This window comes from Nonomuraea roseoviolacea subsp. carminata (genome assembly GCF_024172185.1).
Classification (GTDB): domain Bacteria; phylum Actinomycetota; class Actinomycetes; order Streptosporangiales; family Streptosporangiaceae; genus Nonomuraea; species Nonomuraea roseoviolacea.
Map to the genome: position 1 here is coordinate 7,191,947 of NZ_JAMZEC010000001.1, position 21,726 is coordinate 7,213,672.

Sequence of the window (21,726 nt, forward strand, 5' to 3'; positions counted from 1 at the left end):
GACGACCTTGGCACAGGGACCCACGATCACCACGATCGCCGAGCGCGCGGGCGTGTCCATCGCCTCCGTCTCGCGGGTGCTGAACGGCCTGCCCACCCGGCAGGAGACCGTGCGCAAGGTGATGGCGGCGGCCGAGGAGCTGGGCTACGTGCGCAACGCCGTGGCCCGGTCGCTGAAGTCGCGGCGCACGCATCAGGTGGCGTTCGCCATGGCCGACGTCGGCAACCCGGCGTACCTGGCCATGCTGCGCGAGATCCAGCCGGTGCTCAAGGCCGCCGGCTACCGCCTCGTGCTGCACTCCACCGGCGCCGTCGTCGCCGACGAGATCGACGTGCTGCACAGCCTCGGCGAACGCTACGTCGACGGCATGATCATGGTGCCGCTGCGCGTGACCGAGGCGCACCTGCAGATGCTGGGGGCCGCCCGCGCGCCCGTCGTCGTCATCGGCTCCGTGCCCGAGGGCACGCCCGTCGACAACGTGCGGGCCGACTCCCGCACCGGCGTGCGCCTGGCCGTCGACCACCTGCACGCGCTCGGCCGCCGCCGCATCGCGCTGGTCAACGGCCCGACCGACACCGTGCCCGGCGCGGCCCGCGGCGCCGCCTACCGCGAGGCGCTGGCCGAGCGGGGCCTGCCGTACGACGAGGAGCTGGTGGAGATCGGCGACTTCTACCGGGCGGAGGGGGCCCGCGCGGTCGCGGCCCTGCTCAACCGGGTGTCCGACGTCGACGCGCTGATGTGCGCCAACGACCTCATCGCGCTGGGCGCGCTCGACGTGCTGCGCGCGGCGGGCAAGCGGGTGCCGGAGGACGTGGCGGTGGTCGGCATGGACGACACGGACCTCGCCGCGGCCTCGTGGCCGTCGCTCACCAGCGTCTCGCTCGGGTCCGCCGAGCGCGGCCGGGTCGCCGCCGAGCTGCTGCTCGACCGGCTCCAGGACGGCGAGCACGAGCCCCGCGTGGTGACCGTGCCGCCCCGCCTGGTGGTGCGCGCCTCCACGACGCCCGAGCCGCCGGCCGTACGCGACGTCACCCAGGCAGCCGTACGGGATGTCACCCACGCGGTCGGACCGGCGGACACGCAGAGCAGGAGCACGGAAGGCACGGAAGGCACGGAAGGAGGGGGCACGTCATGACGGCGACCGCGACCAGGCCAGCGCCGCCCACCCCGCCCGCGCGGCACGCGCGGCGCAGGAGGTTCTCGCGGCAGACCCGCGAGATGTGGGTGCTCATGCTGCCCGCGCTCGTGCCGGTCCTGCTGTTCAGCGTGGGCCCGCTGCTGTACGGCATCGCGCTCGCGTTCACCGACGCGCGCAACACCCGCAACCACGAGACGAGCTTCGTCGGCCTGGAGAACCTCGGCGACCTGCTGACCGCCGAGGACTTCTGGTCGTCGTTCCGGATCGGCATGATCTGGGCGGTCTCGGTGACGGGCCTGCAGTTCCTCGCCGCTCTCGGCCTGGCGCTGCTGCTCAACCAGGACCTCAGGTTCAGGGGCGTGGCCCGGGTCCTCGCGGTGGTGCCGTGGGCCATGCCGCCGGTGGTCATCGGCCTGATGTGGAAGCTCGTCTACCACCCCGACGCGGGCATCCTGAACAGCGTGCTCGGCACGCACGTCAACTGGCTGGCCGACTTCTCGCTCGCGCTGCCGGCGATCATCGTGGTCGGCGTCTGGACCGGCATGCCGCAGACGACCGTCGTCCTGCTGGCCGGGCTCCAGAACGTCCCCAGGGAGCTGTACGAGGCCGTCGAGGTGGACGGCGCGGGCCGCTGGCGCAAGTTCTGGAACATCACGCTGCCGCAGCTCAAGCCGGTCATCGTGGCCATCACCTCGCTCGACTTCGTGTGGAACATCAACCAGTTCGGCCTGGTCTACGTGCTCACCCAGGGCGGGCCGGGCGGCCAGACGCGGCTGCCGATGCTGTTCGCCTACGAGGAGGCGTTCCGGTACCGGTTCGCCGGCTACGCCTCGATGCTCGGCCTCGCGATGGCCGTCGTCGTGCTCGCGGTGCTCGGCCTGTACCTGTGGCGCCAGATGAGGGAGGCCAAGTGACGGTCACCACCCGCGGGAGGTCCGCCGGGCTGCGGCGCGTCCCGCAGTACCTCGCCCTGCTGGCCTACGTCGTCTTCCTGGCCTTCCCCCTGCTCTGGCTGCTGTCCACGGCGCTGAAGACGCCGCGCGAGATGGCGCTGGCCGACCCCACGTGGATCCCGCGCGAGCCGACGCTGGCCAACTTCGCCGACGCGTTCGGCGAGCAGGACCTCGTCGGCGCGGCCACCCGCAGCCTGGTCGTGGCGCTGGCCAGCAGCGTCATCACGGTGGTGATCTCGCTGCCCGCCGCGTACGCGATGGCCCGCTACCGCGGCCTGGTCAACCGGATCGCCATCGGGTGGGTGCTGGTCAGCCAGGTCTTCCCGTTCATCCTGATCATCATCCCGCTCTTCATGATCCTGCGGGACATGGAGCTGGTGAACACCCTGCCCGGCCTGGTGGTCGTGCACGTGACGTTCACGCTGCCGTTCGCGCTGTGGATGCTCCAGGGGTACGTGCGTGCCGTCCCGGCCGAGCTGGAGGAGGCCGCGGCCATGGACGGCGCCGGGCGGATCCGGACCATCGTCGGCGTGGTGGCGCCGCTGCTCGCGCCCGGCGTGGTCGCGACGCTGCTGTTCGCGTTCATCTCGTCGTGGAACGAGTTCCTCTTCGCGCTCGTGATCCTGCAGGACCCCGACGTGATGACGCTCCCCCTGACGCTGGTGCGCTTCACCGGCCCGGAGGGGGTGGCCCGGCTCGGCCCGCTGGCCGCCGCGTCCCTCATGGCGACCATCCCGAGCCTGATCTTTTTCGCAATCATCCAGCGGCGACTGAAGTCCGGCCTGATGGCCGGCGCCGTCAAGGGCTAGTAGGAGGCTCTCATGCGTATGAAGTCCGCTTTGGCGGCGGCAGCGATCGTCGCGCTGGCCGCCGGCTGCGGCAGCGGTGGCGGCGGCGACAAGGGCGGCTCCAAGGCCGAGCCCGGCGAGCCGGTGAAGCTGAACTTCCTCAGCCTGGCCTGGCAGAAGGAGTCGGTCGCCGCCAACAAGCAGATCGTCGACGAGTGGAACAAGGCCAACCCCACCATCCAGGTCACCTACGTCCAGGGTAGCTGGGACAACGTCAACGACCAGCTCGTCACCCAGTTCGCGGGCGGCACCGCGCCGGACGTCATCCACAACGACTCGCCCGCCCTGTCCGGCTTCGCCTCCGACGGCTACCTGCTCGACCTGTCCGACAAGCTGCCCGCCGAGCTGAAGAGCGACATCCCGCAGAAGTCGTGGGACACCGTCACCTTCGACGACGGCAAGGGCAAGCAGGGCGTGTACGGCGTGCCGTTCCTGCAGGAGTCGCAGGTCATCATCGCCAACAAGAAGCTGCTCGACGGCGCCGGCGTGCGGATCCCCACCCCTGACAACCCGTGGACGTGGGACGAGTTCTCCGCGGCCGCCAAGAAGATGACCAAGGGTGGCACCTTCGGCGTCGCCTGGCCGATGAAGTCGCCGGTCAACAAGACCCTCAACCTGGCGCTGAACTTCGGCGGCACCTTCTTCCAGACCACCGACGGCAAGACGACCGTCAAGGTCGGCCCGGAGGAGAAGCAGGTCCTCCAGCGCATCCACGACCAGCTCTACAAGGACAAGTCGGCCGACCCGGCGGCCCTCGGCCAGGGCACGGCCGACCCGCTGCCCGCCTTCTACAGCGGCAAGTTCGCGCTGCTGCCCGCCGGCGTCTACCTGCGCCAGCAGGTCGCCGAGCAGGCGCCGAAGGGCTTCGAGTGGGTGACGCTGCCGCCGCTCAAGGGCACCACCGCCGACCAGGGCGCGGTCTCCCAGACCCTGTCGGTCGCGCAGGACAGCAAGCACCCGGACGAGGCGCTGAAGTTCATCTCGTACTTCCTCAACCCGACCAACCAGGCCAAGCTCGCCAAGGGCGACTGGCTGCTGCCGACCTCCGTCAAGGCCGCCTCCGACCCGTCGATGACGACCAAGGAGAACGGCTGGGACGTGGCCACGGCCTCGGCCAAGAACCTCGTCGTCGCCCCGTTCCTCAAGGTCAACGGGTTCGACGAGTGGAAGAGCAAGGTCGCCACGCCGGCGCTCCAGGAGTACTTCGCCAACAAGATCAGCATTGACGACGTGGCGAAGAAGCTGGTCGACGACGGCAACAAGGTGCTGGAGCGGTACCAGCGGTGACCTCTCGCGCAGCGGTGACCCGTCCCGAGGCGGCCACCCACCGCGACCGGGCCCGGGGGTGCCTGCTCGGCCTCGCGGCCGGCGACGCCCTCGGGGCCCCCGCGGAGAACCTCACCCCCGCCGAGATCCGGCGCCGCTGGGGCCGGCTCACCGAGATCGAGCGCGGCGGCACCGACGACACCGAGTACGCCATCTTCGCCTCCTCCCAGCTCGTCCGGCACGGACACGCCCTCACCTCGGCCGACGTGGCCGCCGCCTACCGGGCCGAGGTGCTGCCGCGGATCACCGGCCCCATGCGCGGGGCCGGGTTCTCCGAGCTGGGGACCGTCGAAGCGCTCCGCCGCGGCCTCGAACCGCCGATGACCGGGCTGGTCCACCAGCACGGCTGGTCGGACGGTCTGGCCATGCGGGCGGCGCCGTATGGGATCTTCTGCCCGGGCGACCCGGCCGAGGCGGCGCGGCTCGTGGAGGAGGACGGGCGGGTCAGCCAGTCGGGCGAGGGTGTCCTGGGCGGGCGCGCCGTCGCGGGCGCCGTGGCCGCCGCCATGGCGGGGCTGCCGCCGCGCGAGGTGGTGGCGGCGGCGCTGTCGGTGGTGCCGGAGGACTCGTGGACGGCCCGCGCCGTCACCCGCGCCGTCACCGTCGTCGACCAGGCCCGGCAGGACCGGCCCGCCGGTCACGACCCGTCCTCCGCGCAGGTGCGGCCGGGAGACGCGCGGGAGCCGGACGACGCCGAGGCGGCGCTGGTGGAGGCGCTGCACGAGGCCGTCGTGGTGCGCCACTACCCGTGGACCGACGTCGCGCCCGAGGCCGTGGCGCTCGCCCTGGCCGCCTACCTCGCCGGTGACGGCGACGTCGAGGCGTCCGTGACGTTCGCCGTGAGCCTGGGCCGCGACGCCGACACCATCGGCGCCATCGCCGGCGCCGTCGCGGGCGCCGGGCGGGGCGAGGGCGGCGTGCCCGCACGGTGGGCCGCCCGCATCGGCCCGGTCGCGGGCACCTGCCTGCCCGTGGTGGCCGGCCGGCACGTCCTGACCGTCGCCGACGAACTCACGGCCGCGGCGAACCACCACCGCCCGACCCCGGAAGCAGGAGACGACTCGCGGGTCTCCGCGGACGCCGTCCCGGAGACAGGCGCGGGCGACGACCGGGCGGACCTCCCGGCGCCCCCGCCGGCGGACCGGGAGACGGGCCCGCGGACGGGTGCACGAGCAGACGGACCGGGCGGCGGAAGCCGTACGGCGAAAGGACAGTAGACGACCATGTCGGGGGACAGAATCCGGGGGGCCTTCGCCGGGCTCGCCGTGGGCGACGCCGTGGGCTGGCCCGCCGGCCGGCACCGCTCCGCCCTGCACGCCCCGTGGAGCCGGCGCCTGCACCGGGAGCTCGACGCGTTCGCCGAGGAGCACCGGGTCACCACCCTGCCCGTGCCGTTCGCGCTGAACCAGCCCGTCGCCCCGCTCGCGCTCGGCCCGTCCGACGACGCCGAGTGGCTGGCCTGGACGGCGCTCACCATCGACCGGCCGCGCGCCGCGGCGTTCCGGGAGCTCCGGGAGCACAGCAAGGACCTGCGGGCGCGCATCTCGGTGGCCACCGCGCTGGACAACCTCGCCCGCGGCGTCGAGCCGCCCGCCAGCGGCCACGACAACCCGCACCACTTCGACGACGCCGCCGCCGTGCGGGCCGTCGCCTTCGGCGCGCTCGGCCGCGACCCCGCCGAGGACGCCCGGGTGACCAACGCCGGCGACGGCGTGCTCGGCGCGCTCGCCATGGCCGCCGCCGTCGCCGCGGCCGTCGCGACCGGCTCGGCGGGCCAGGCCGTCGAGGCGGCGCTGGCCGTCCTGCCCGACGACACCGCCATCGGGCACAACGCGCGCCTGGCGATCGAGACGGCGCGCGCGGCGGGCGACCCGTTCGCCGCCGTGCCCGCGCTCGACGCCGCCCTGCTCGACCACGTCTACAGCTACGCGGTGGGCGCCGCCCAGACGGTGCCCGTCGCGCTGGCGCTGGCCGAGGTGGCGGGCGGCGCTCTCGGCCGGGCCGTGCCCGCCGCCGCCTGCCTGGCGCCGCTGGCCGACTCGGCGCCCGCCCTGACCGGCGCGATCACCGGGGCGTGCGGCGGCTTCGAGGCGATCCCGGAGGGGTGGACCGCCTCGGCCCGCACGCTGGCCGGCTGTTGCCTGCCGCACCTGGCGGGAACAGATCTCATCGAACTCACGGAGGAACTCGTATGACGCCGCTCGCAGATCAGCCCGCAGACCTGCTTACCGACAAGGCGGTGGGCTGTGTGGCGGGCGCGGCGGTCGGCGACGCGCTGGGCGGCGCCACCGAGGGCTGGACGCCCGAGCAGATCACCCAGCGGTACGGGGGGCCGGTCGAGGGCATCGTGCCGCCGTACAACGAGGACTGGCGCAACGCCCGCCCCATCGCCCCGTACCACAAGGGCGACGGCCACATCACCGACGACACCCTGATGACGCACGCGCTCATCCGCGTCTACGAGAAGGTCCAGGGCCACCTGGACGCGTACGCGATGGCCGAGCACCTGGTGCCCGAGCTGATGGGGGAGCGGCGCTGGATCCCCGAGCTGGAGACCGAGGCGCTGCCGCTGCACCGGATCTTCCTCGCCGAGAAGTGGATCGTCGCCCGCCTGCACTACGGCCACGTGGACCCGCGCGAGGCCGGCGTCGGCAACATCGTCAACTGCGGCGCCGCCATGTACGTGGCGCCGGTCGGCGTCGTCAACGCCGGCGACCCCGACGCCGCCTACGCCGAGGCGATCGACCTCACCGGCGCGCACCAGTCCAGCTACGGGCGCGAGGCCGCCGGCGTGATGGCCGCGGCCGTCGCCGAGGCCATGCGCCCGGGCGCCACCCCCGACTCGGTCGTGGCCGCCTGCCTGCGGCTGGCCAAGGACGGCACCCGGGCCGCCATCGAGGCGGTCTGCGAGGCGGCGCGCGGGCTCGGGCACTGGGAGGGCTCGTTCGAGACGCTGCGCGCGGCGATGCGGCCCTACGACACGGTCGCCGACACCTACCGCGACCAGGGGCTCGGGGCGCGCCGGCCGAGCCGGGTGCACAGCATCGAGGAGCTGCCGCTGGCCCTCGCGTTCCTCGTGATCGCCAAGGGCGACTTCCGTGAGACGGTGCTGGGCGGCGTCAACTACGGCCGCGACGCCGACTCGATCGCCTCCATGGGCGGCGCCGTCGCGGGCGCGCTCGGCGGGCTCGCCGCGGTACCGGGGAAGTGGGTCGGCGAGATCGGGCGGGCCAGCCGTACGGACCTGGTCGAGCCGGGGCGGGCGATCGCGCGGGTGGCGCGCCGCGTCCACGCCGACGACCAGGCCCGCCGCCGCGCCCACGAGAACGCCTTCGCCGCCCTGCTCGCCGCGGACGCCTCCGCGAGCGGCGGCGCGGAGGGCGGGGCGTGATCCGGCTCACCTGGGTGCAGCCCGAGGACCTGGTGGGGCACGAGCTGCGCCAGGCCGCCGAGGACGGCCGCGACGTGCGGGAGATCGCCGCCCGGTGGCGGGCGGCCGGCGGCCATGACGCGCCGCCGCGCGCGGGCGCGTCCGAGCCGGGCGCGCTGCGGCTGCGCCCGCTGGCCGAGCGGCTGCTGGACGAGCTGGCGGCGATCCAATCGCCGCTGGACGAGCCCACCGACCTGGACGCGATCATCGCCGCGACCCCCGCCTGGCCCGCCCGCCGCACCGGCACGCCGCCCGGAGCCGTCCCCGCGGTGGACCCGGCGCGGCTGCTCGGCGCCTGGGAAGGGCGGGCCGCCGGGTGCGTGCTCGGCAAGCCCGTCGAGAAGATCCCGCGCGAAGGCGTCCGGGAGATCGCCCAGGCCACCGGCAACTGGCCGATCCGCGGCTGGTTCACGGCGCGGGGCCTGCCCGCCGAGGTGGCCGCCCGCTGGCCCTGGAACCGGCGCAGCGCCGTCAACTCGCTGGCCGAGAACATCGACGGCGTCCCCGAGGACGACGACCTCAACTACCCGCTGCTGGCCCTGACCGTCCTGGAGCGGCACGGCCGCGGCTTCACCACCGACGACGTGGCCAAGCTGTGGCTGGACGAGCTGCCGGCCGGGCGCACGTTCACCGCCGAGCGGGTCGCGTACCGCAACCTGCTGTCCGGCGTCGAGCCGCCCGAGACCGCCACGCACCGCAACCCGTTCCGCGAGTGGATCGGCGCGCTCATCCGGACCGACGTGTACGGCTGGGTCAACCCGGGCGACCCGGCCACGGCCGCCGAGTACGCCTGGCGCGACGCCCGGCTGACGCACACCGCCAACGGCGTCTACGGCGCGATGTTCGCCGCCGCCCTGTGCGCGCAGTCGCTCGTGGCGACCTCCGTGGAGGAGGTGGTGGCCGCCGGCCTGTCGGTGGTCCCGCCCGCCTCGCGGCTGCACGACGCGGTACGGCGGGCCGCCGAGGACGCCGCCTCGGAGCCCGACTTCGAACGCGTCCTCGACCGCCTGCACGAACGGCACGCGGGCCTGCACTGGGTCCACACGATCAACAACGCCGCCCTGGTCGCGGCCGCCCTGGTCCACGGCCGGGGCGACTTCACCGCCTCCATCGCCGGGGCCGTGGCCGGAGGCTGGGACACCGACTCGGCGGGCGCGACCGTCGGCTCGGTGGCGGGGGCGCTGAACGGCGGCGTGCCCGCCCGGTGGAAGATGAGGAACAGCCTGGCCAGCAGCCTGACCGGGTTCGACGGTATCGGGCTGGACGAGCTGGCCCGGCGCACGGGGGAGTTGATGCAGGCATGATCTCGGTGTTCGGCAGCGCGAACATGGACCTGGTCGCGTACGTGGACCAGGCTCCGAAGCGCGGCGAGACGGTCACCGGGCGGATGTTCCGCACCGTGCCCGGCGGCAAGGGCGCGAACCAGGCGATCGCGGCCGCCCGCGCCGGCACCGAGGTCTCCTTCCTCGGCGCGGTCGGTGACGACGCGTTCGGCGCGGAGATCCGCGACACGCTCGCGGTCGCCGGCGTGAACGTCGAGCGTCTGCGCCGGGTGCCGGGCCCCAGCGGCATCGCGCACATCGTCGTGGACGACGACGGCGGCAACTCGATCATCGTGGTGCCCGGCGCGAACGGCCAGGTCACCGCCCCGTCCGAGGAGGAGCGCGCGGTCATCGCGGCCTCCGCGTCGGTGCTGCTCCAGCTTGAACTGCCCATGGAGGCCGTCGTCGGCGCGGCCCGCGCCGCCCGCGAGGCCGGGGTGCCGGCCGTCCTCACCCCGGCGCCCGCGCAGCCGCTGCCGGACGAGCTGCTGGACGCCGTCGCGCTCATCGTCCCGAACGAGCACGAGGCCGCCGCCATCACCGGCGCCGCCGACCCCGGCGAGGCGCTGTCCCGCCTGCTCGAACGAGTCCCGGAGGTCGTGATCACGCTCGGCTCCGAGGGCGCCCTGTACGGCTCGCGCTCGGGCGAGCGGCTGCGCGTGCCGGCCGTCCAGGTGGAGGCGGTGGACACCACGGCGGCGGGCGACACGTTCGTCGGCGCGCTCGCCGTGGCCAGAGCGGAGGGCCGGCCGGCGGAGGAGGCGCTGCGGTTCGCGTCGGCGGCGGCGGCGCTGTCGGTGCAGCGGGAGGGCGCGAGCACGTCCATGCCGAGCCGCGCGGAGATCGACGCCGCCCTCTAGACTGCTCCCCCATGATCATGATCGTGGCGGAGGTCCCATGAGACGACGACGCCGGCTGGTCGTGACGCTGGCGGTGGCGGCCGTGCTCGCGCTGGCCGCCACCGGCCTGTACCGGCTGGTCAACTCGCGGACGTACCAGCTCGCCGGCACGCTGGTGTCGCGATTCGACACACCGGAGAAGGTGGTCGCGCTCACCTTCGACGACGGGCCGGACGAGCACGCCGCCGAGGTGCTGGCCGCCCTCGCCGCCGAGGACGTCCGGGCCACCTTCTACGTCGTCGGCTCCCAGATGGAGAGGTTCCCGAAGGAGGCGGCGGCGCTCGTCGCGGCGGGCCACGAGCTGGGCAACCACACCTACACGCACCGGCGGATGGTCTTCGTCTCGCCGGACACCGTGAAGGACGAGGTGGAGCGGACGAACGCGCTCATCCGCGCCGCCGGGCAGAGCGGCGGCATCACCTTCCGGCCGCCGACGGGCAAGAAGCTCCTGACGCTGCCGATGTACCTGGCCGACCACCACCAGATCACCGTCATGTGGGACGTCGAGCCCGACTCGGGCAAGACGCCGACGGCCCAGGAGATCGTGGCCGAGGTGCGGGCCGAGGTGCGGCCCGGCTCGATCGTCCTGCTGCATCCCTGGTACGGGAGCGGGGCGAACACGCGGGCGGCCATCAGGGGCGTGGTGGCGGCGCTGCGCGCCGAGGGGTACTCGTTCGTCACGGTCTCGGAGATGACGGCCGGGTCGCAGGCGTGATCGCATTCGCCCGGTCCCGGGCGACATCAGCGGGCCCGGGCGGGGCAGGGGAGCGGTCATGAGCGACAAGCACGACGAACGTCCCGACGACCTGCCCGACAGCGTGACCGGCCTCAACGCGGAGAGCGACGTCGTCGCCGAGCGGTCGGGCGCCGGCACGCCGCACACCGGCCGGCCCGTCCCGGCCGACCCGCCCGAGGCCCAGGCCGGCTCCGAGGCCGGCTCCGGGGCCGGCTCCGGGGCTGAGGGCGGGGACACCGATGGGGAAGCCGCCGCTGACGGAGGAGCGGACCGCGGGGGCGAGACCGGCGAGGAGCCGGAGGTCCGCCCGGACGCCGGCCCGACCGGCTGACCGCCGCCCCGGCCTCGGAGCTCAGGGGGTGGACAGGTGGTGGGCGCACTCGTCGCGGTAGCGCAGCGTCCGCTCGCGCACCCGTGCCGGGTCGGCCAGGACGGCGCCGGAGACGGCCGGCACCACCGCGTGCCGTACCGAGGGGAACAGCCGGGCGAGGTCGGCGGGTGAGACGCCGCGGGGGCCGCCGACGCCCGGCACCAGGACGGGCCCGTTGAGCCGGTCCAGCAGATCGGAGCCGAGCGGGTCGGCCGCGCCGGACACCGGCGCGCCGCCGCTCACCGAGCCGCCGCTCACTGAGCCGCCGCCCATTGAGCCCTCGGCCACGACGCCGATCGGTCCGAGCGGTGCCCGGCCCGCGTTGGCCGCCGCCACGCCCGCGAGGACCCGCGCCGCCTCGGCCCGCTCGCCGCGCGTCAGCACGAACACCCCGGCGTCGTTGGCGACGGCCGAGGTGATCGCCCCCTCCAGCGTCCCGAACCCGAAGTACGGGCTGAGCGTCACCGCGTCGGCCGCCAGCGGGCTGCCGTGGTCGAGGTACGCCTCCGCGTAGGCGGCCATGGTGGCGCCGATGTCGCCGCGCCTGGCGTCGAGCACCACCAGCGGCCCGGCCTGGCGCAGGTCGGCCAGCACGGACTCCAGCACGGCGAACCCCCGGCTGCCCCACCGCTCGAAGAACGCCGGCCGCGGCTTGGTCACGGCGACCACGTCGCCCACGGCGTCGGCCACCGTGCGGCTGAAGCGCTCCAGCCCCGCCGGCGAGTCGTCCAGGCCCCACGCGTGCAGCAGCGCCGGGCTCGGGTCGATGCCCACGCACAGCGGCCCGTACTTGTCGAGCCTGGCCCGCAGCCTGGTCCCGAACGGTTCCGTCATCGTCCCGCCCCCCACCCTCGCCGACGTTCGCAGGGTAAACCGGGCCGGAGCGGCCCGGAAAGCGTTGCGACCAGGGCGGTATGGGACGGCGCGGATCAGGTCACATCCAGGCCGTGGACCCGTCCGGGCGGGTACGCGCGGGCCCCGGCGTGCCAGTAGGCGGGCGCGTACGACTCCGCCAGGCCCGCGACCCACAGCAGGCCGTCGCCCGCCCGCGCGCGGGTCGTGGCGAACACGACCGGGTCCGGCACCGAGTGCTTCAGCCCGACGACGTTCGGCGCCCGCTCGGCGAGCCGGGCGATGTCGGCGCCGGTGACCGCCGTGGTGCTGAGGTACGGCAGCACCCCGAGGCCCGGCACGGCGGCGACGGCGACGTTGTACTCGACCCAGCCCCGCGCCGACAGGTACGGCAGCACGGGCTGGTGGATCATGACGGCGTCGGCGCCCGCCTCCCGGGCGAAGCGCGCGTCCGCGATCGCGGTGGCGACGTCCAACCCGACCCCGTACCGTATTCCTCCGCGAGGCAAGGAAACCGTCAGGTGACATGCCATAAACGTCCGCGCGGTACCAGCCGGTCGCCCATGGGTAGATCACCTGCATGTACGAGATCGCTTGCCGGACGCTGACGCTCCGCACCGAGCCGCCGAGCGAGGTCACCGTCAGCGTCGGCGTCCCCGTGGAGGAGCCCACGGGCGACTGGTCGTGCCCGTACCGGATCGACGGGCTGGCCGGATGGGAGCACGAGCGCAAGGTCACCGGCGTCGACGCGCTGGAGGCGGTGGACCTGGCGCTCGCCATGGTCCGCGCCGCGCTGGCCGGCTCGCACGAGGCCAAGGAAGGGCTGCTGAGCTGGGAGGACGAGCCGGACGGCCGGCGGCCCAAGACCGTCTACCTCACCTGGGACAAGGACAGCGACATCGCCTACATCGCGATGAAGCACGAGATCGCGCCCGGGGAGGCCGTGCGCCAGGAGACGGTGGGCGGGGCGGTCCTGGACTACGGGGCCTCGGGCGAGCTGCTGGGCGTCGAGCTGCTGGGCGCGGCGACCCGCCTGCCGTCCGAGATGCGGCTGTGACGCCCCCGGAGGTCCAGGGGGTCTAGGGCCGGCTGCCTCGCGACAGCAGCCACCGCCAGCGCGGCACCTCGAACACGACGGTCGCCACGGCGAGCGCCGACACGACGACCGCCACCGCGATGGGCCAGGCCGCCCACGAGGCGGCCACCGCGGCCACGAGCTGGAGCAGCACGAGCAGGATCGTCACGAACCCCGGCACGGGCACGATCACGTTGCGCTTGTCCCCGGGCGTGGAGAACAGCGTCGGCAGCCCGATCAGCACGATCACCGACAGGATCGCCAGCGGAACGGAGTGCGGAGCGAGGGCCCACGGGGTGGCGACCCAGGCGACCAGTTCGGTGGCGAACCTCAGCGCGGACCCGGCGGGATTGTCCTGGCGGACGGTGTCGGTCACGCGCGCACCTTATCGGCACGCGCCGGATCCGCCGCGACCGGGCCGGGACACCCACGCCTGGGGCATGACAAATGTCAGCGTGAAGGCAGGACGCACGGCACCAGGGACGCGCCCGGGCCGCTCCTAGCGTGGATGTCATGGAGACCACCCCATCCGCCTTCGCCCTGACCGGCGTCGCCAAGCACTTCGGCGACGTGCGGGCGGTCGACGGCCTGAGCGTCACCGCCGCGGCGGGAGGCGCCATCGCCCTGCTCGGCCCCAACGGGGCCGGCAAGTCCACCACCGTGTCGCTGCTGCTCGGCCTGGCCCGGGCCACGTCCGGCACGGTCCGCGTCCTCGGCGGCACCCCCGAGGAGGCCGTCGCCCGCGGCCGCGTCGGCGCCATGCTCCAGCACGGCGAGCTGATGCCCGAGCTGACCATCGGCGAGCTCGTCGGCTTCGTGCGCGGCCTCTACCCCCGGCCGCTGCCCCTGCCGGAGATCCTCGACCTGGCCGACCTCGGCCCCCTCGTCAAGCGGCGCGCCAAGGGATTGTCGGGCGGCCAGGCCCAGCGGGTCAGGTTCGCGCTGGCCGTCGCGGGCGCCCCCGACCTGCTCGTGCTCGACGAGCCGACCGCCGCGATGGACGTCGAGTCGCGGCGGCGCTTCTGGGACGGCATGCGCGCGTACGCCGCGGGCGGCCGTACGGTGCTGTTCGCCACCCACTACCTGGAGGAGGCCGACCAGAACGCCGACCGGGTGCTCGTCATCGCCCGGGGCCGGCTGGCCGCCGACGGCACCCCCGCCGAGATCAAGGCCACGGCGGGCGGGCGGCTCGTCACCTTCCGCCTCGGCGACCAGCCGGCCGCCGGCCTGGACGCCCTGCCGGGCGTCACCTCGGTCGAGATCCGCGACGGCGTGGCCCGGCTGCGCACCGACGATCCCGCCCTCACCACCGCCGCGCTCTACCGCGGCACCACGCTGGAGGTCCACGACCTGGAGGTCTCCGGCGGCCACCTCGAAGACGCCTTCCTCGCCCTCACCCGGGAGTCGTGATGCTCGCCTCGTACGTGCGGCTGGAGATCCTCCGCATGCTCCGCAACCGGCGGTACCTGATCATCGGGATCGGCTTCCCGCTCGTCATCTACCTGCTCAACGCCAACGTCTTCGGCAAGGAGACCACCGGCGACGGCGTCAGCCTCAGCGCGTACGTCATGGTCTCCATGGCCGCCTACGGCGCGATCTCCGGGGCGCTCACCAACACCGCCGGCCCGTGGTCGCAGGAACGCGCCTCGGGCTGGCTGCCGCAGCTCCAGGTCACGCCGCTGCGCGGCTGGATGATCATCGTGGGCAAGATGGCGGGCGCGCTGACGCTGGTCCTGCCCTCGATGCTGCTCGTGTGCCTGGCCGGCGCGCTCACCCAGGGGGTGTCGCTGTCCGCGGGACAGTGGGCGGCGCTGGTGGGGGCGCTGTGGGCCGGGGCCGTGCCGTTCGTCGCGCTGGGGATGATCGCGGGCTCGCTGCTGCGGCCCGACGCCGTCCAGCCCGTCACCCTGATCACCATGCTGGGGCTGGTGATCGTGGGCGGGCTCTGGTTCCCGGTCACCACCATGGGCGCGACCATGCGCTCCATCGCCGAGGCGAGCCCCGCCTACTCCTACGCCGACATGGGCTGGAGCGTCATCGCCGGGCACGGGGTGCCCCTGTCGGACGCGCTCACGACCGCCGGCTGGGCGGCGGCCCTCGGACTGCTCGCCGTCCTCGCCTACCGGCGGGCTACCGTACGCGCATGAGTGTTCCCCCCGAGCCGCCTGACGGCTTCTCGCCCGTCAGGCGGCTGCTGACCGTCTCCGTCGGGCTGGTCTACCTCGTGACGCCCGTGCTGGGGGTGCTGCAGGGGGAGGTCACCGGCACCCGGGCGGTGTGGGCCTGCGTCGCCCTCGTCGTGTTCGTCGCCGGTTACGCCGGGATCGTGCTCAGCCAGCGGACGTTCGGCCGCCCGGGCCGCTGGACGTATCCGCTGCTCGGATTCACCACGCTGCTGGCCGTCGCGCTGCCGCCGGTCTTCGGCACGGGGTGGCTCGCGCTGCCGGTCTACATGAGCGTGGCCTACGCCATGGCGCTGCCGAGGCGGGCGGCCGTGGCCGCCGTCGCCGCCATGGGCGTCACGATCATCGTGCTCGGCCTGGTCACGGACACCGACCCGGTCACCCTGATCATGTTCGTCTTCCAGGTCGCGACCCTGGCGGTGCTGTTCGCCAACGTGCGCAACATCCGGCTGCTGGTGTCCCGGCTGCGCGAGGCCCAGGGGGAGGTGGCCAGGCTCGCGGCCGGCGAGGAGCGCCTGCGCATCGCCCGCGACCTGCACGACCTGCTCGGCCACAGCCTGTCGCTCATCGCCATGAAGGCCGAGCTGGCCGGGCGGCTGGCCGAGGAGTCGCCGCGGGCGCTGCGGGAGATCCGCGACATCGAGGAGGTGGCCCGCCAGGCGCTCGTCGAGGTGCGCGAGGCCGTCACCGGCTACCGGCAGCGGGGGCTGGCCGAGGCGGTCGACGGCGCCCGCGCGGCGCTGGAGTCGGCGGGCACGGAGACGACCGTCCGGCTGACGGGCACGCCGCTGCCGCCCGCGCTCGACGGGCTGCTCGCGTGGGCGGTCCGCGAAGGGGGCACGAATGTGCTGCGCCACTCGGGGGCGCGGCGCTGCGACATCACGGTGACGTACGACGGGGCGGAGGCCACACTGGAGATCATCGACGACGGACGCGGCCAGGCGGGGGCGGCGTACGGGCCGGCCGGAGCGGGGGAGGCGGGGGAGAGGTACGGGCCGGTCGCTGAGGGGGAGGGCAACGGGCTGGCCGGGCTGGCGGAGCGGGTCGCGGCGGCGGGCGGCGCGATGACGGCGGGCCGGGTGCGCGGCGGCTTCCGCCTCGCCGTCCGCGTCCCGGCGGGCGTGACGGCCGTGACGGGCGTCCCCGGCGAGACAGGGGCGGAGCGGACGTGATCAGGATCATCCTGGCCGAGGACCAGGCCATGGTGCGCGGCGCGCTCGTCACCCTGCTCGGCCTGGAGGACGACATCGAGGTGGTCGGCGAGGCCGCCTCCGGGCCCGAGGCGGTGGCCGTGGCGCGGAAGACGGAGCCGGACGTCGCGCTGCTCGACGTCGAGATGCCCGGCGGCGACGGCATCACCGCCGCCGAGGAGATCCGCCGGGTCCTGCCCGGCTGCCGGGTGGTGATCCTGACGACGTTCGGCCGGCCGGGCTACCTGCGCCGGGCGATGGAGGCGGGCGCGGCGGCGTTCCTCGTCAAGGACAGCCCGGCGCGGGAGCTGGCCGCCGCGGTGCGCCGCGTGCGGGCCGGTGAACGGGTCATCGACCCGGGCCTGGCCGCCGCTGCGCTCAGCGCCGGCCCGAACCCGCTGTCCGGCCGGGAGCGGGACGTGCTCGCCGCCGCGGCCGACGGCTCCACGATCGCCGACATCGCCCTCCGCCTCCACCTGTCGGAGGGCACGGTACGCAACTACCTGTCGTCGGCCATCGGCAAGACCCGCACCCGCAACCGCGTCGAGGCCGTCCGCCACGCCCAGGCACAGGGCTGGCTGTAGGGCACCGGACATGCCGGGAGCCGCCCCCGGGAAGGACGGGGCGGCTCCGGCGGCACGGGGAGGAAGGGGCCTAGCGGCCGCTGCTCACCCCGTAGTACTGAAGGGTCTGCGCGTACGGCCGGGCCTTGACCTCGGCCGCCGACACGGACTTGGCGACGACGGCGGTGCCGCGCGCCGCCGACGCCGAGACGGCGCCGGTCGCCAGCGGGAACGTCCTGGCCGACACGCCCGCCGGGGCGGTGTACGTCTGCTTCTGGCCGCCCACCGTGACCGTGACGGGGGTGGACGCGGTCAGCATCGTCAGCACCTCGACCGTGTCACGCGCCGGCGTGCTGCCGGAGCGCAGCTTCATGAGCTTGGTCTGCGCGTACGTCGGCTGCGCCGCGGCCGGCTGGACGCGGTGGGTGAGGTACAGGACGTCGTTCGTCACCTTGGGGCAGCCCAGCTTGAAGCAGGTGAGGTAGTAGGAGCTGATGTCCAGGTACGTCCACCCGTTGTTCGCGGACGGGGCGAACTGGGTGCCCTCGGAGTAGTCGTTCCAGGTGGTGAGCTGGACCCAGTCGGCGCCGCCGTCGATGGCGCCCTTCCAGGTCAGGCGCAGGTTCTCGGTGTTGCCCGCCTCGTCGTAGACGCCCTGGTTCGGGCGGGAGTCCTGGACGGACACCGGCTGCATCCAGATCTTGCCCATGGTGTGGGCGCGGCTGATGTTGGCGGCCAGGCCGGCGTTGGCGGCGGGGTTGCGGTTGCCCCAGTTGGAGAAGCCGTAGCTGATGGAGGCGAAGGCGTCGCGGTTCTTGTTGAAGTCCAGGAACGTCGGCACGAGCGCGACCTTGACGCCGTGCTGGTCCCTCATGGTCGTCATCCAGGCGGACCACCAGGCGGCGGTGCGGTTCTCGGCCTTGAACGGGGCCACGACCAGGCGCCCGTCGCCCAGCTTGTACACCGACGACGACGAGGCGAGCTTGGCCAGCGCCGTCGCGAGGGTGGCGCTGTCGACCGAGGCCAGGCCGTTCATGTCCGGCATCAGGACGACCTTGAAGCCGGGGTCGACGGCGGCGGCCGCCTTGACCAGGTTCTGCACCCGCGTCCAGTTGCTGCTCGACACGGAGAGGATGTCCACGGTGAAGCCGTCCAGGCCGGCCGCGATCGCCTGCCGCACCTCGGTCTTGAGGTCCTCCAGCGCGTACTCGCCGGACAGCGGCGACCTGCCGATCGGGCGGTCGCGCAGCAGGCCGCCGTACGCGGCGTGCTTGCCGTTCTCGCCCTCCGGCTTGAGGTAGTTGCGGGCGTAGTAGTCGCTCGCCGGGGCCTGGTTGTCCAGGGAGATCGGGTACGGCGGGAAGTAGTGGGCGAACACCTTCTTGCCGGAGGCGCGCAGCTTCGCGGTGGAGGCCAGGGCGAACGGCAGCGGGCCGTCCGTGGTCGGGCCGCCCTCGTCGTCCCCGGGGGCGCCCTCCGTGTAGGTGACGGTCAGGCGGGGGCCGTCGCCGGCGGTGGCCTCGGCCGAGTGGAAGACCGCCTGCGCGCCGGCCGTACCGGTGATCGCGAAGGAGTAGGCGCCGTTGCCCGTGAACGCGGCCGAGACGTCGAGCGAGACGTCCGCGCCGGAGGTCAGGCCCTTGGCGGTGGCCAGCGTGGCGCCCAGGGCGGGGCGGTCCGACCAGGTCGTGGTGTCCGTCCAGGCGCCGTTCACCTTGCGCGCCGCCACCGAGCTGTCGGTGGTGCGGGCGGCCTGGAGCTTGAGCGTCAGCGTCACGTCGGAGGCGTTCGCCGGCAGCCCCGCGACCGTGAACCTGACCAGTGCCTGCCGTTCGGCGCCCGCCTTGCCGTCGCAGGTGCTCGGGCAGGCCGACAGCCAGGTGTGGGCCGCGTGCTCCTGCGCGGGGCTGGCCTGGCTGAGGTAGGTGTCCTGGCTCACGTCCACGGTGACGCTCTTGGGCGCGGCCTGGACTCCCCGCGCGCCGGCGACGCCCGGGTCACGGGCCTCGGCGTACGCCTGGGGCGCCGTCCCGGCTGCCGCCCCGGCGACCACCACGACGGCCGCCAGCCACGCGCGTAAACGGTTGGGCATCGAACCTCCACTGATCCACGAACCCGGCTCCGTGATCATGGGCCGGCGCATCAGTGATCAAGAGTGGAGCATGCGTGATCCGGTCGCCCGACTTTCCCGATATTTCGTGGTATTTGATCGATTCAGCGGTCCTGGGCGGCCATCACCTCGTCCACGTGCTCGGCGGCCCACTGCCCGAGCCGCTCGATCGGCTCCAGCAGCGTCACGCCCAGCTCGGTGAGCGCGTACTCCACGCGGGGCGGCGCCTCGGCGTACGCCCGGCGCGTCACCAGCCCGTTGGCCTCCAGGCGGCGCAGCGTCTCGGTGAGCACCTTGGGGCTGATGCCGCCGATCGCCGCCCGCAACTCCCCGGGCCGGCGCGGCCCGTGCCGCAGGCCCCACACGACCACGGCGTTCCAGGTGTTGGCGATCAGGTCGAAGGCCAGCCTGGCCTGGCAGTCGGCGAGGAACTCCATGAACCCTCCCTCGTCAGAGCGGTCTCACGCCACGACGGCCAGCAGTGTGGTCACGGCCTCGGCGAGCGCCGGATCGCCGGTCAGCTCCGCGCGGGCGCGGGCCTGCCCGACCGTGATCCCCCTGCTCGCCAGCCGCCAGAACGTGTCCTGGTCCATGGTGACGCGCGCGGCGGGCCGCGCGTCGCCGGGGTCCAGTGTCCACCGGCCGTCCCGCCGGACCGCGAGCCACCTCCCGCCGGCGGGTCCGGTCACCTCCAGCTCGACGGCCGTGCCCTCCGGCCGCTCCTCCGCGCGCAGCGCCCGCGGCAGGGCCCGGGCGAAGATCTCCAGGACCGGGCGGACGAGCTCGGGGTCGTCGGCCCCGGGGACGCCCACGGCGTCGCGCACCTGCTGCTGGTGCACCCAGAACTCGGTGTACTCGCGGCCGATGTCCAGCCACGCCGGGCTCGGCAGGTCCGTCGCCGCCCAGGACACGTCCAGACCGGCGGGCCCGGCCGGGTCCACGGCCGCCCACATCGCGTCCAGTCGGGGCCCGAGGTGGTCCAGCAGCTCGATCATCAGCCTCGGGCTGAGCTGCCGGGCCGCGCGGACGAACTCCTCGTTGACGCGCGCCAGGTAGGCCGGCAGCGTCTCGTCGCTCGCGAACACCGCGCCGCCGTGCCCGTCGCGGCCGCCCGACAGCCGCCGCGCGTAGTCGTTGAGGACGTGCCCGACGACGTCGTGCACGTCCCAGCCGGGGCAGACCGTCGGCCGCGCCCAGTCCGCCGGCCCCAGCCCGCCGAGCAAATCGAGGAAGGCGCGGCGCTCGCGCGGGAACAGCGGGCGCACGTCGACGGCAGGTCCGAAGATCGTCATTCTCCGACCGTACGCGAAAGGCACCGAATGGTGTGCGACGACCTCCGTACCGTCGTCCTCGTCACCACCACCCCTCCTGACGAACGGAGCACACCATGCGGATCGGCATCCTGGGCGCGGGCGACATGGCCGACGCCCTCGGCACCCGGTGGTTCGGCGCCGGGCACGAGATCATGATCAGTGGCCGCGACCCCGTGCGGACGGCGGCCTCGGCGGCGCGGATGACCGGCGCGGCCGGCGCGTCCCACGGGGCCGTGCTGGCGGGCACGTGGGCGGAGGCGGCCGCGTTCGGCGACGTCGTGATGGCGGCCGTCCGGGAGGCGGGGCTGCGCGACGTGCTCACCGCCGCCGGCCCGGCGCTGCGCGGCAAGCCGCTCATCGACGTGACCAACTCCGCCACGCCGGACTCGTACGACCCGGCGCGTCCGATCGCCCGGATGGCGGCCGACATCACAGGGGCCCACGTGGTGAAGGCGTTCAACCTGGGACACGTGGACGTCTGGCGCATGACGCCACCGGTCTTCGGCGGCCGGCCGCTGGCGGTACCGCTCTGCGGCGACGACCCGGAGGCGCTGGCGAAGGTGCGGGGGCTGGTCGAGGAGCTCGGCTGCACCGCGCTGGACGGCGGCGGCCTCGCCCGTGCCACCCTCCTGGAGGCCACGGCCGCGTTCGTCATCGGCCTCTGGTTCGCCGGCGCCGACGCCCAGGCCATCCTCACCCCGCTGGAGCACGCCGGCCCCTGACCCCGTCAGAGGGGGTGGCGGGCCAGGTGGTCGGCGTGGCGGATGGGCTCCGGGAGCCGGTAACGGGGCGTCAGGCGCAGCACCTGCTCCGTGGCCGTCTCCAGGGAGAGGCGGTGGCCGGGGGAGACGTACACCGGCTTGACCCCCTCCCGGGTGCGGACCGCCCGGCCCACCGTCCGCCCGTCCAGCGTGATCGGCGTCCACGATCCGCGCCCCGGCTCCGGAGGCGCGTGGTCGCCGACGAACGGCGTCTTGCCCACCCCCATCGCCGGAAGTCCCGTCAGCACCCCGAGGTGGCAGGCCAGGCCGAACCCCCGGGGGTGCGCCACCCCGTACCCGTCGCACACCAGCAGCTCCGGCGTGATCCGCAGCCGTTCCAGGGCCTCGACCAGCGCGGGCAGCTCCCGGAACGCGAACAGCCCCGGCACGTACGGGAACCGGGCCTCGCCCTCGGCGGTCACCCGCTCCACCACCTCCAGCGTGGCGGCGTCGAGCACGACCACGGCCGCCCGCACCCGGTCGTCACCGTGGTAGTGGACGTCCAGGCCCGCCACCACGCCGAACGAGGCCGGCCCGGTGAGCTCGACCCGCGGGCGCAGCCGGTCCTGGATGGCCTGTGCCTCCTCGACGGTGGCCGGCCACGGGTGAAGCTGGTTCACGCGCACATGATCAATGTAGCCCCACGCACAGGGACAG

At 74.3% G+C, this 21,726-nt stretch carries 24 protein-coding genes; 17 read left to right on the forward strand and 7 right to left on the reverse strand.

From position 1 onward, the window contains the following. Nucleotides 1-7: 7 nt before the first annotated feature. The 11 genes from HD595_RS33175 to HD595_RS33225 are packed head-to-tail and all read left to right on the forward strand — an operon-like array spanning nt 8 to nt 10,983. Nucleotides 8-1,135 (forward strand): LacI family DNA-binding transcriptional regulator, encoded by a 1,128-nt coding sequence (locus HD595_RS33175; protein ID WP_253775941.1) that lies wholly within the window; start codon nt 8-10, stop codon nt 1,133-1,135. Continuing rightward, nucleotides 1,132-2,052, forward strand: a complete 921-nt coding sequence (locus HD595_RS33180) for a carbohydrate ABC transporter permease (RefSeq protein ID WP_253775943.1) — start codon at nt 1,132-1,134, stop codon at nt 2,050-2,052. The genes HD595_RS33175 and HD595_RS33180 overlap by 4 nt, the downstream gene beginning before the upstream one ends. Then, complete coding sequence (locus tag HD595_RS33185; RefSeq protein ID WP_253775945.1) at nt 2,049-2,900, forward strand: carbohydrate ABC transporter permease; 852 nt, start codon at nt 2,049-2,051, stop codon at nt 2,898-2,900. The genes HD595_RS33180 and HD595_RS33185 overlap by 4 nt, the downstream gene beginning before the upstream one ends. 12 nt (nt 2,901-2,912) lie before the next feature. Continuing rightward, entirely contained in the window at nt 2,913-4,226 is a 1,314-nt protein-coding gene (locus tag HD595_RS33190) for an ABC transporter substrate-binding protein (RefSeq protein WP_253775947.1), read from the forward strand. After that, nucleotides 4,223-5,482 carry an ADP-ribosylglycohydrolase family protein gene (locus tag HD595_RS33195; RefSeq protein WP_253775949.1) on the forward strand — a complete coding sequence of 420 codons (1,260 nt, stop codon included), beginning with the start codon at nt 4,223-4,225 and terminating at the stop codon, nt 5,480-5,482. The genes HD595_RS33190 and HD595_RS33195 overlap by 4 nt, the downstream gene beginning before the upstream one ends. Before the next feature lie 6 nt (nt 5,483-5,488). Next, nucleotides 5,489-6,460, forward strand: a complete 972-nt coding sequence (locus tag HD595_RS33200; protein ID WP_253775951.1) for an ADP-ribosylglycohydrolase family protein — start codon at nt 5,489-5,491, stop codon at nt 6,458-6,460. Further along, nucleotides 6,457-7,656: an ADP-ribosylglycohydrolase family protein gene (locus tag HD595_RS33205; RefSeq protein ID WP_253775953.1), complete on the forward strand. Its 1,200-nt coding sequence runs from the start codon at nt 6,457-6,459 to the stop codon at nt 7,654-7,656. Before HD595_RS33200 ends, HD595_RS33205 begins: the two co-directional genes overlap by 4 nt. Then, nucleotides 7,653-8,999 carry an ADP-ribosylglycohydrolase family protein gene (locus HD595_RS33210; RefSeq protein WP_253775955.1) on the forward strand — a complete coding sequence of 449 codons (1,347 nt, stop codon included), beginning with the start codon at nt 7,653-7,655 and terminating at the stop codon, nt 8,997-8,999. The genes HD595_RS33205 and HD595_RS33210 overlap by 4 nt, the downstream gene beginning before the upstream one ends. After that, complete coding sequence (gene rbsK, locus HD595_RS33215; protein WP_253775957.1) at nt 8,996-9,877, forward strand: ribokinase; 882 nt, start codon at nt 8,996-8,998, stop codon at nt 9,875-9,877. Before HD595_RS33210 ends, rbsK begins: the two co-directional genes overlap by 4 nt. A 37-nt stretch (nt 9,878-9,914) precedes the next feature. Beyond that, complete coding sequence (locus HD595_RS33220) at nt 9,915-10,631, forward strand: polysaccharide deacetylase family protein (protein WP_253775959.1); 717 nt, start codon at nt 9,915-9,917, stop codon at nt 10,629-10,631. A gap of 58 nt (nt 10,632-10,689) precedes the next feature. Beyond that, nucleotides 10,690-10,983: a hypothetical protein gene (locus HD595_RS33225; RefSeq protein WP_253775961.1), complete on the forward strand. Its 294-nt coding sequence runs from the start codon at nt 10,690-10,692 to the stop codon at nt 10,981-10,983. A gap of 21 nt (nt 10,984-11,004) precedes the next feature. Here the strand turns inward: HD595_RS33225 and pyrF are convergent, their stop codons facing one another. Both pyrF and HD595_RS33235 read right to left on the reverse strand, forming a co-directional pair. Beyond that, nucleotides 11,005-11,856 (reverse strand): orotidine-5'-phosphate decarboxylase, encoded by an 852-nt coding sequence (gene pyrF / locus HD595_RS33230; RefSeq protein ID WP_253775963.1) that lies wholly within the window; start codon nt 11,854-11,856, stop codon nt 11,005-11,007. 95 nt (nt 11,857-11,951) lie between these two features. Beyond that, complete coding sequence (locus HD595_RS33235) at nt 11,952-12,350, reverse strand: dihydrodipicolinate synthase family protein (RefSeq protein WP_253775965.1); 399 nt, start codon at nt 12,348-12,350, stop codon at nt 11,952-11,954. Between the two features lie 104 nt (nt 12,351-12,454). Here HD595_RS33235 and HD595_RS33240 point away from each other — a divergent pair, with 104 nt between their 5' ends. Continuing rightward, the gene (locus tag HD595_RS33240) at nt 12,455-12,931 is read left to right on the forward strand and encodes a DUF2283 domain-containing protein (RefSeq protein WP_253775967.1); all 477 of its coding nucleotides are present in this window, start codon (nt 12,455-12,457) and stop codon (nt 12,929-12,931) included. Nucleotides 12,932-12,953: 22 nt separating this feature from the next. Here HD595_RS33240 and HD595_RS33245 read toward each other — a convergent pair whose 3' ends face one another. Further along, nucleotides 12,954-13,325, reverse strand: coding sequence for a hypothetical protein (locus tag HD595_RS33245; protein ID WP_253775969.1), 372 nt, complete (start codon nt 13,323-13,325; stop codon nt 12,954-12,956). A 137-nt stretch (nt 13,326-13,462) separates the two neighbouring features. Between HD595_RS33245 and HD595_RS33250 the strand changes: the two genes are divergently transcribed. From HD595_RS33250 to HD595_RS33265, 4 genes are read left to right on the forward strand one after another with little or no spacing between them, the layout of a single operon-like run. Next, on the forward strand, nt 13,463-14,359 hold the full coding sequence (locus HD595_RS33250; RefSeq protein WP_253775971.1) for an ABC transporter ATP-binding protein: 897 nt from the start codon (nt 13,463-13,465) through the stop codon (nt 14,357-14,359). Next, nucleotides 14,359-15,096: an ABC transporter permease gene (locus tag HD595_RS33255; protein WP_253775973.1), complete on the forward strand. Its 738-nt coding sequence runs from the start codon at nt 14,359-14,361 to the stop codon at nt 15,094-15,096. The genes HD595_RS33250 and HD595_RS33255 overlap by 1 nt, the downstream gene beginning before the upstream one ends. Next, nucleotides 15,093-16,304 carry a sensor histidine kinase gene (locus tag HD595_RS33260; RefSeq protein ID WP_253775975.1) on the forward strand — a complete coding sequence of 404 codons (1,212 nt, stop codon included), beginning with the start codon at nt 15,093-15,095 and terminating at the stop codon, nt 16,302-16,304. The genes HD595_RS33255 and HD595_RS33260 overlap by 4 nt, the downstream gene beginning before the upstream one ends. Next, complete coding sequence (locus HD595_RS33265; RefSeq protein ID WP_253775977.1) at nt 16,301-16,906, forward strand: response regulator transcription factor; 606 nt, start codon at nt 16,301-16,303, stop codon at nt 16,904-16,906. Before HD595_RS33260 ends, HD595_RS33265 begins: the two co-directional genes overlap by 4 nt. 70 nt (nt 16,907-16,976) lie before the next feature. On the opposite strand, the gene HD595_RS33270 is transcribed toward HD595_RS33265, so the two are convergent. The 3 genes from HD595_RS33270 to HD595_RS33280 form a co-directional block, all read right to left on the reverse strand. Beyond that, the gene (locus HD595_RS33270) at nt 16,977-18,977 is read right to left on the reverse strand and encodes a glycoside hydrolase family 71 protein (protein WP_253775979.1); all 2,001 of its coding nucleotides are present in this window, start codon (nt 18,975-18,977) and stop codon (nt 16,977-16,979) included. A 122-nt stretch (nt 18,978-19,099) separates the two neighbouring features. Beyond that, nucleotides 19,100-19,432 (reverse strand): winged helix-turn-helix transcriptional regulator, encoded by a 333-nt coding sequence (locus HD595_RS33275; protein WP_253775981.1) that lies wholly within the window; start codon nt 19,430-19,432, stop codon nt 19,100-19,102. A 24-nt stretch (nt 19,433-19,456) separates the two neighbouring features. Further along, nucleotides 19,457-20,287 (reverse strand): maleylpyruvate isomerase family mycothiol-dependent enzyme, encoded by an 831-nt coding sequence (locus tag HD595_RS33280; protein WP_253775983.1) that lies wholly within the window; start codon nt 20,285-20,287, stop codon nt 19,457-19,459. 95 nt (nt 20,288-20,382) lie between these two features. Here HD595_RS33280 and HD595_RS33285 point away from each other — a divergent pair, with 95 nt between their 5' ends. Beyond that, nucleotides 20,383-21,030, forward strand: a complete 648-nt coding sequence (locus HD595_RS33285) for an NADPH-dependent F420 reductase (protein WP_253775985.1) — start codon at nt 20,383-20,385, stop codon at nt 21,028-21,030. Nucleotides 21,031-21,035: 5 nt separating this feature from the next. Here the strand turns inward: HD595_RS33285 and HD595_RS33290 are convergent, their stop codons facing one another. After that, entirely contained in the window at nt 21,036-21,695 is a 660-nt protein-coding gene (locus tag HD595_RS33290; protein WP_253775987.1) for an endonuclease V, read from the reverse strand. Nucleotides 21,696-21,726: the final 31 nt, after the last annotated feature.

Bases quoted from the DNA above. Each gene is read 5' to 3' on its own strand.
- HD595_RS33180 (WP_253775943.1), top strand. From the start codon at position 1,132: ATGACGGCGACCGCGACCAGGCCAGCGCCGCCCACCCCGCCCGCGCGG.
- HD595_RS33190 (WP_253775947.1), top strand. From the start codon at position 2,913: ATGCGTATGAAGTCCGCTTTGGCGGCGGCAGCGATCGTCGCGCTGGCC.
- HD595_RS33200 (WP_253775951.1), top strand. From the start codon at position 5,489: ATGTCGGGGGACAGAATCCGGGGGGCCTTCGCCGGGCTCGCCGTGGGC.
- HD595_RS33205 (WP_253775953.1), top strand. From the start codon at position 6,457: ATGACGCCGCTCGCAGATCAGCCCGCAGACCTGCTTACCGACAAGGCG.
- rbsK (WP_253775957.1), top strand. From the start codon at position 8,996: ATGATCTCGGTGTTCGGCAGCGCGAACATGGACCTGGTCGCGTACGTG.
- HD595_RS33220 (WP_253775959.1), top strand. From the start codon at position 9,915: ATGAGACGACGACGCCGGCTGGTCGTGACGCTGGCGGTGGCGGCCGTG.
- HD595_RS33225 (WP_253775961.1), top strand. From the start codon at position 10,690: ATGAGCGACAAGCACGACGAACGTCCCGACGACCTGCCCGACAGCGTG.
- pyrF (WP_253775963.1), bottom strand. From the start codon at position 11,856: ATGACGGAACCGTTCGGGACCAGGCTGCGGGCCAGGCTCGACAAGTAC.
- HD595_RS33240 (WP_253775967.1), top strand. From the start codon at position 12,455: ATGTACGAGATCGCTTGCCGGACGCTGACGCTCCGCACCGAGCCGCCG.
- HD595_RS33250 (WP_253775971.1), top strand. From the start codon at position 13,463: ATGGAGACCACCCCATCCGCCTTCGCCCTGACCGGCGTCGCCAAGCAC.
- HD595_RS33255 (WP_253775973.1), top strand. From the start codon at position 14,359: ATGCTCGCCTCGTACGTGCGGCTGGAGATCCTCCGCATGCTCCGCAAC.
- HD595_RS33260 (WP_253775975.1), top strand. From the start codon at position 15,093: ATGAGTGTTCCCCCCGAGCCGCCTGACGGCTTCTCGCCCGTCAGGCGG.
- HD595_RS33270 (WP_253775979.1), bottom strand. From the start codon at position 18,977: ATGCCCAACCGTTTACGCGCGTGGCTGGCGGCCGTCGTGGTGGTCGCC.
- HD595_RS33275 (WP_253775981.1), bottom strand. From the start codon at position 19,432: ATGGAGTTCCTCGCCGACTGCCAGGCCAGGCTGGCCTTCGACCTGATC.
- HD595_RS33280 (WP_253775983.1), bottom strand. From the start codon at position 20,287: ATGACGATCTTCGGACCTGCCGTCGACGTGCGCCCGCTGTTCCCGCGC.
- HD595_RS33285 (WP_253775985.1), top strand. From the start codon at position 20,383: ATGCGGATCGGCATCCTGGGCGCGGGCGACATGGCCGACGCCCTCGGC.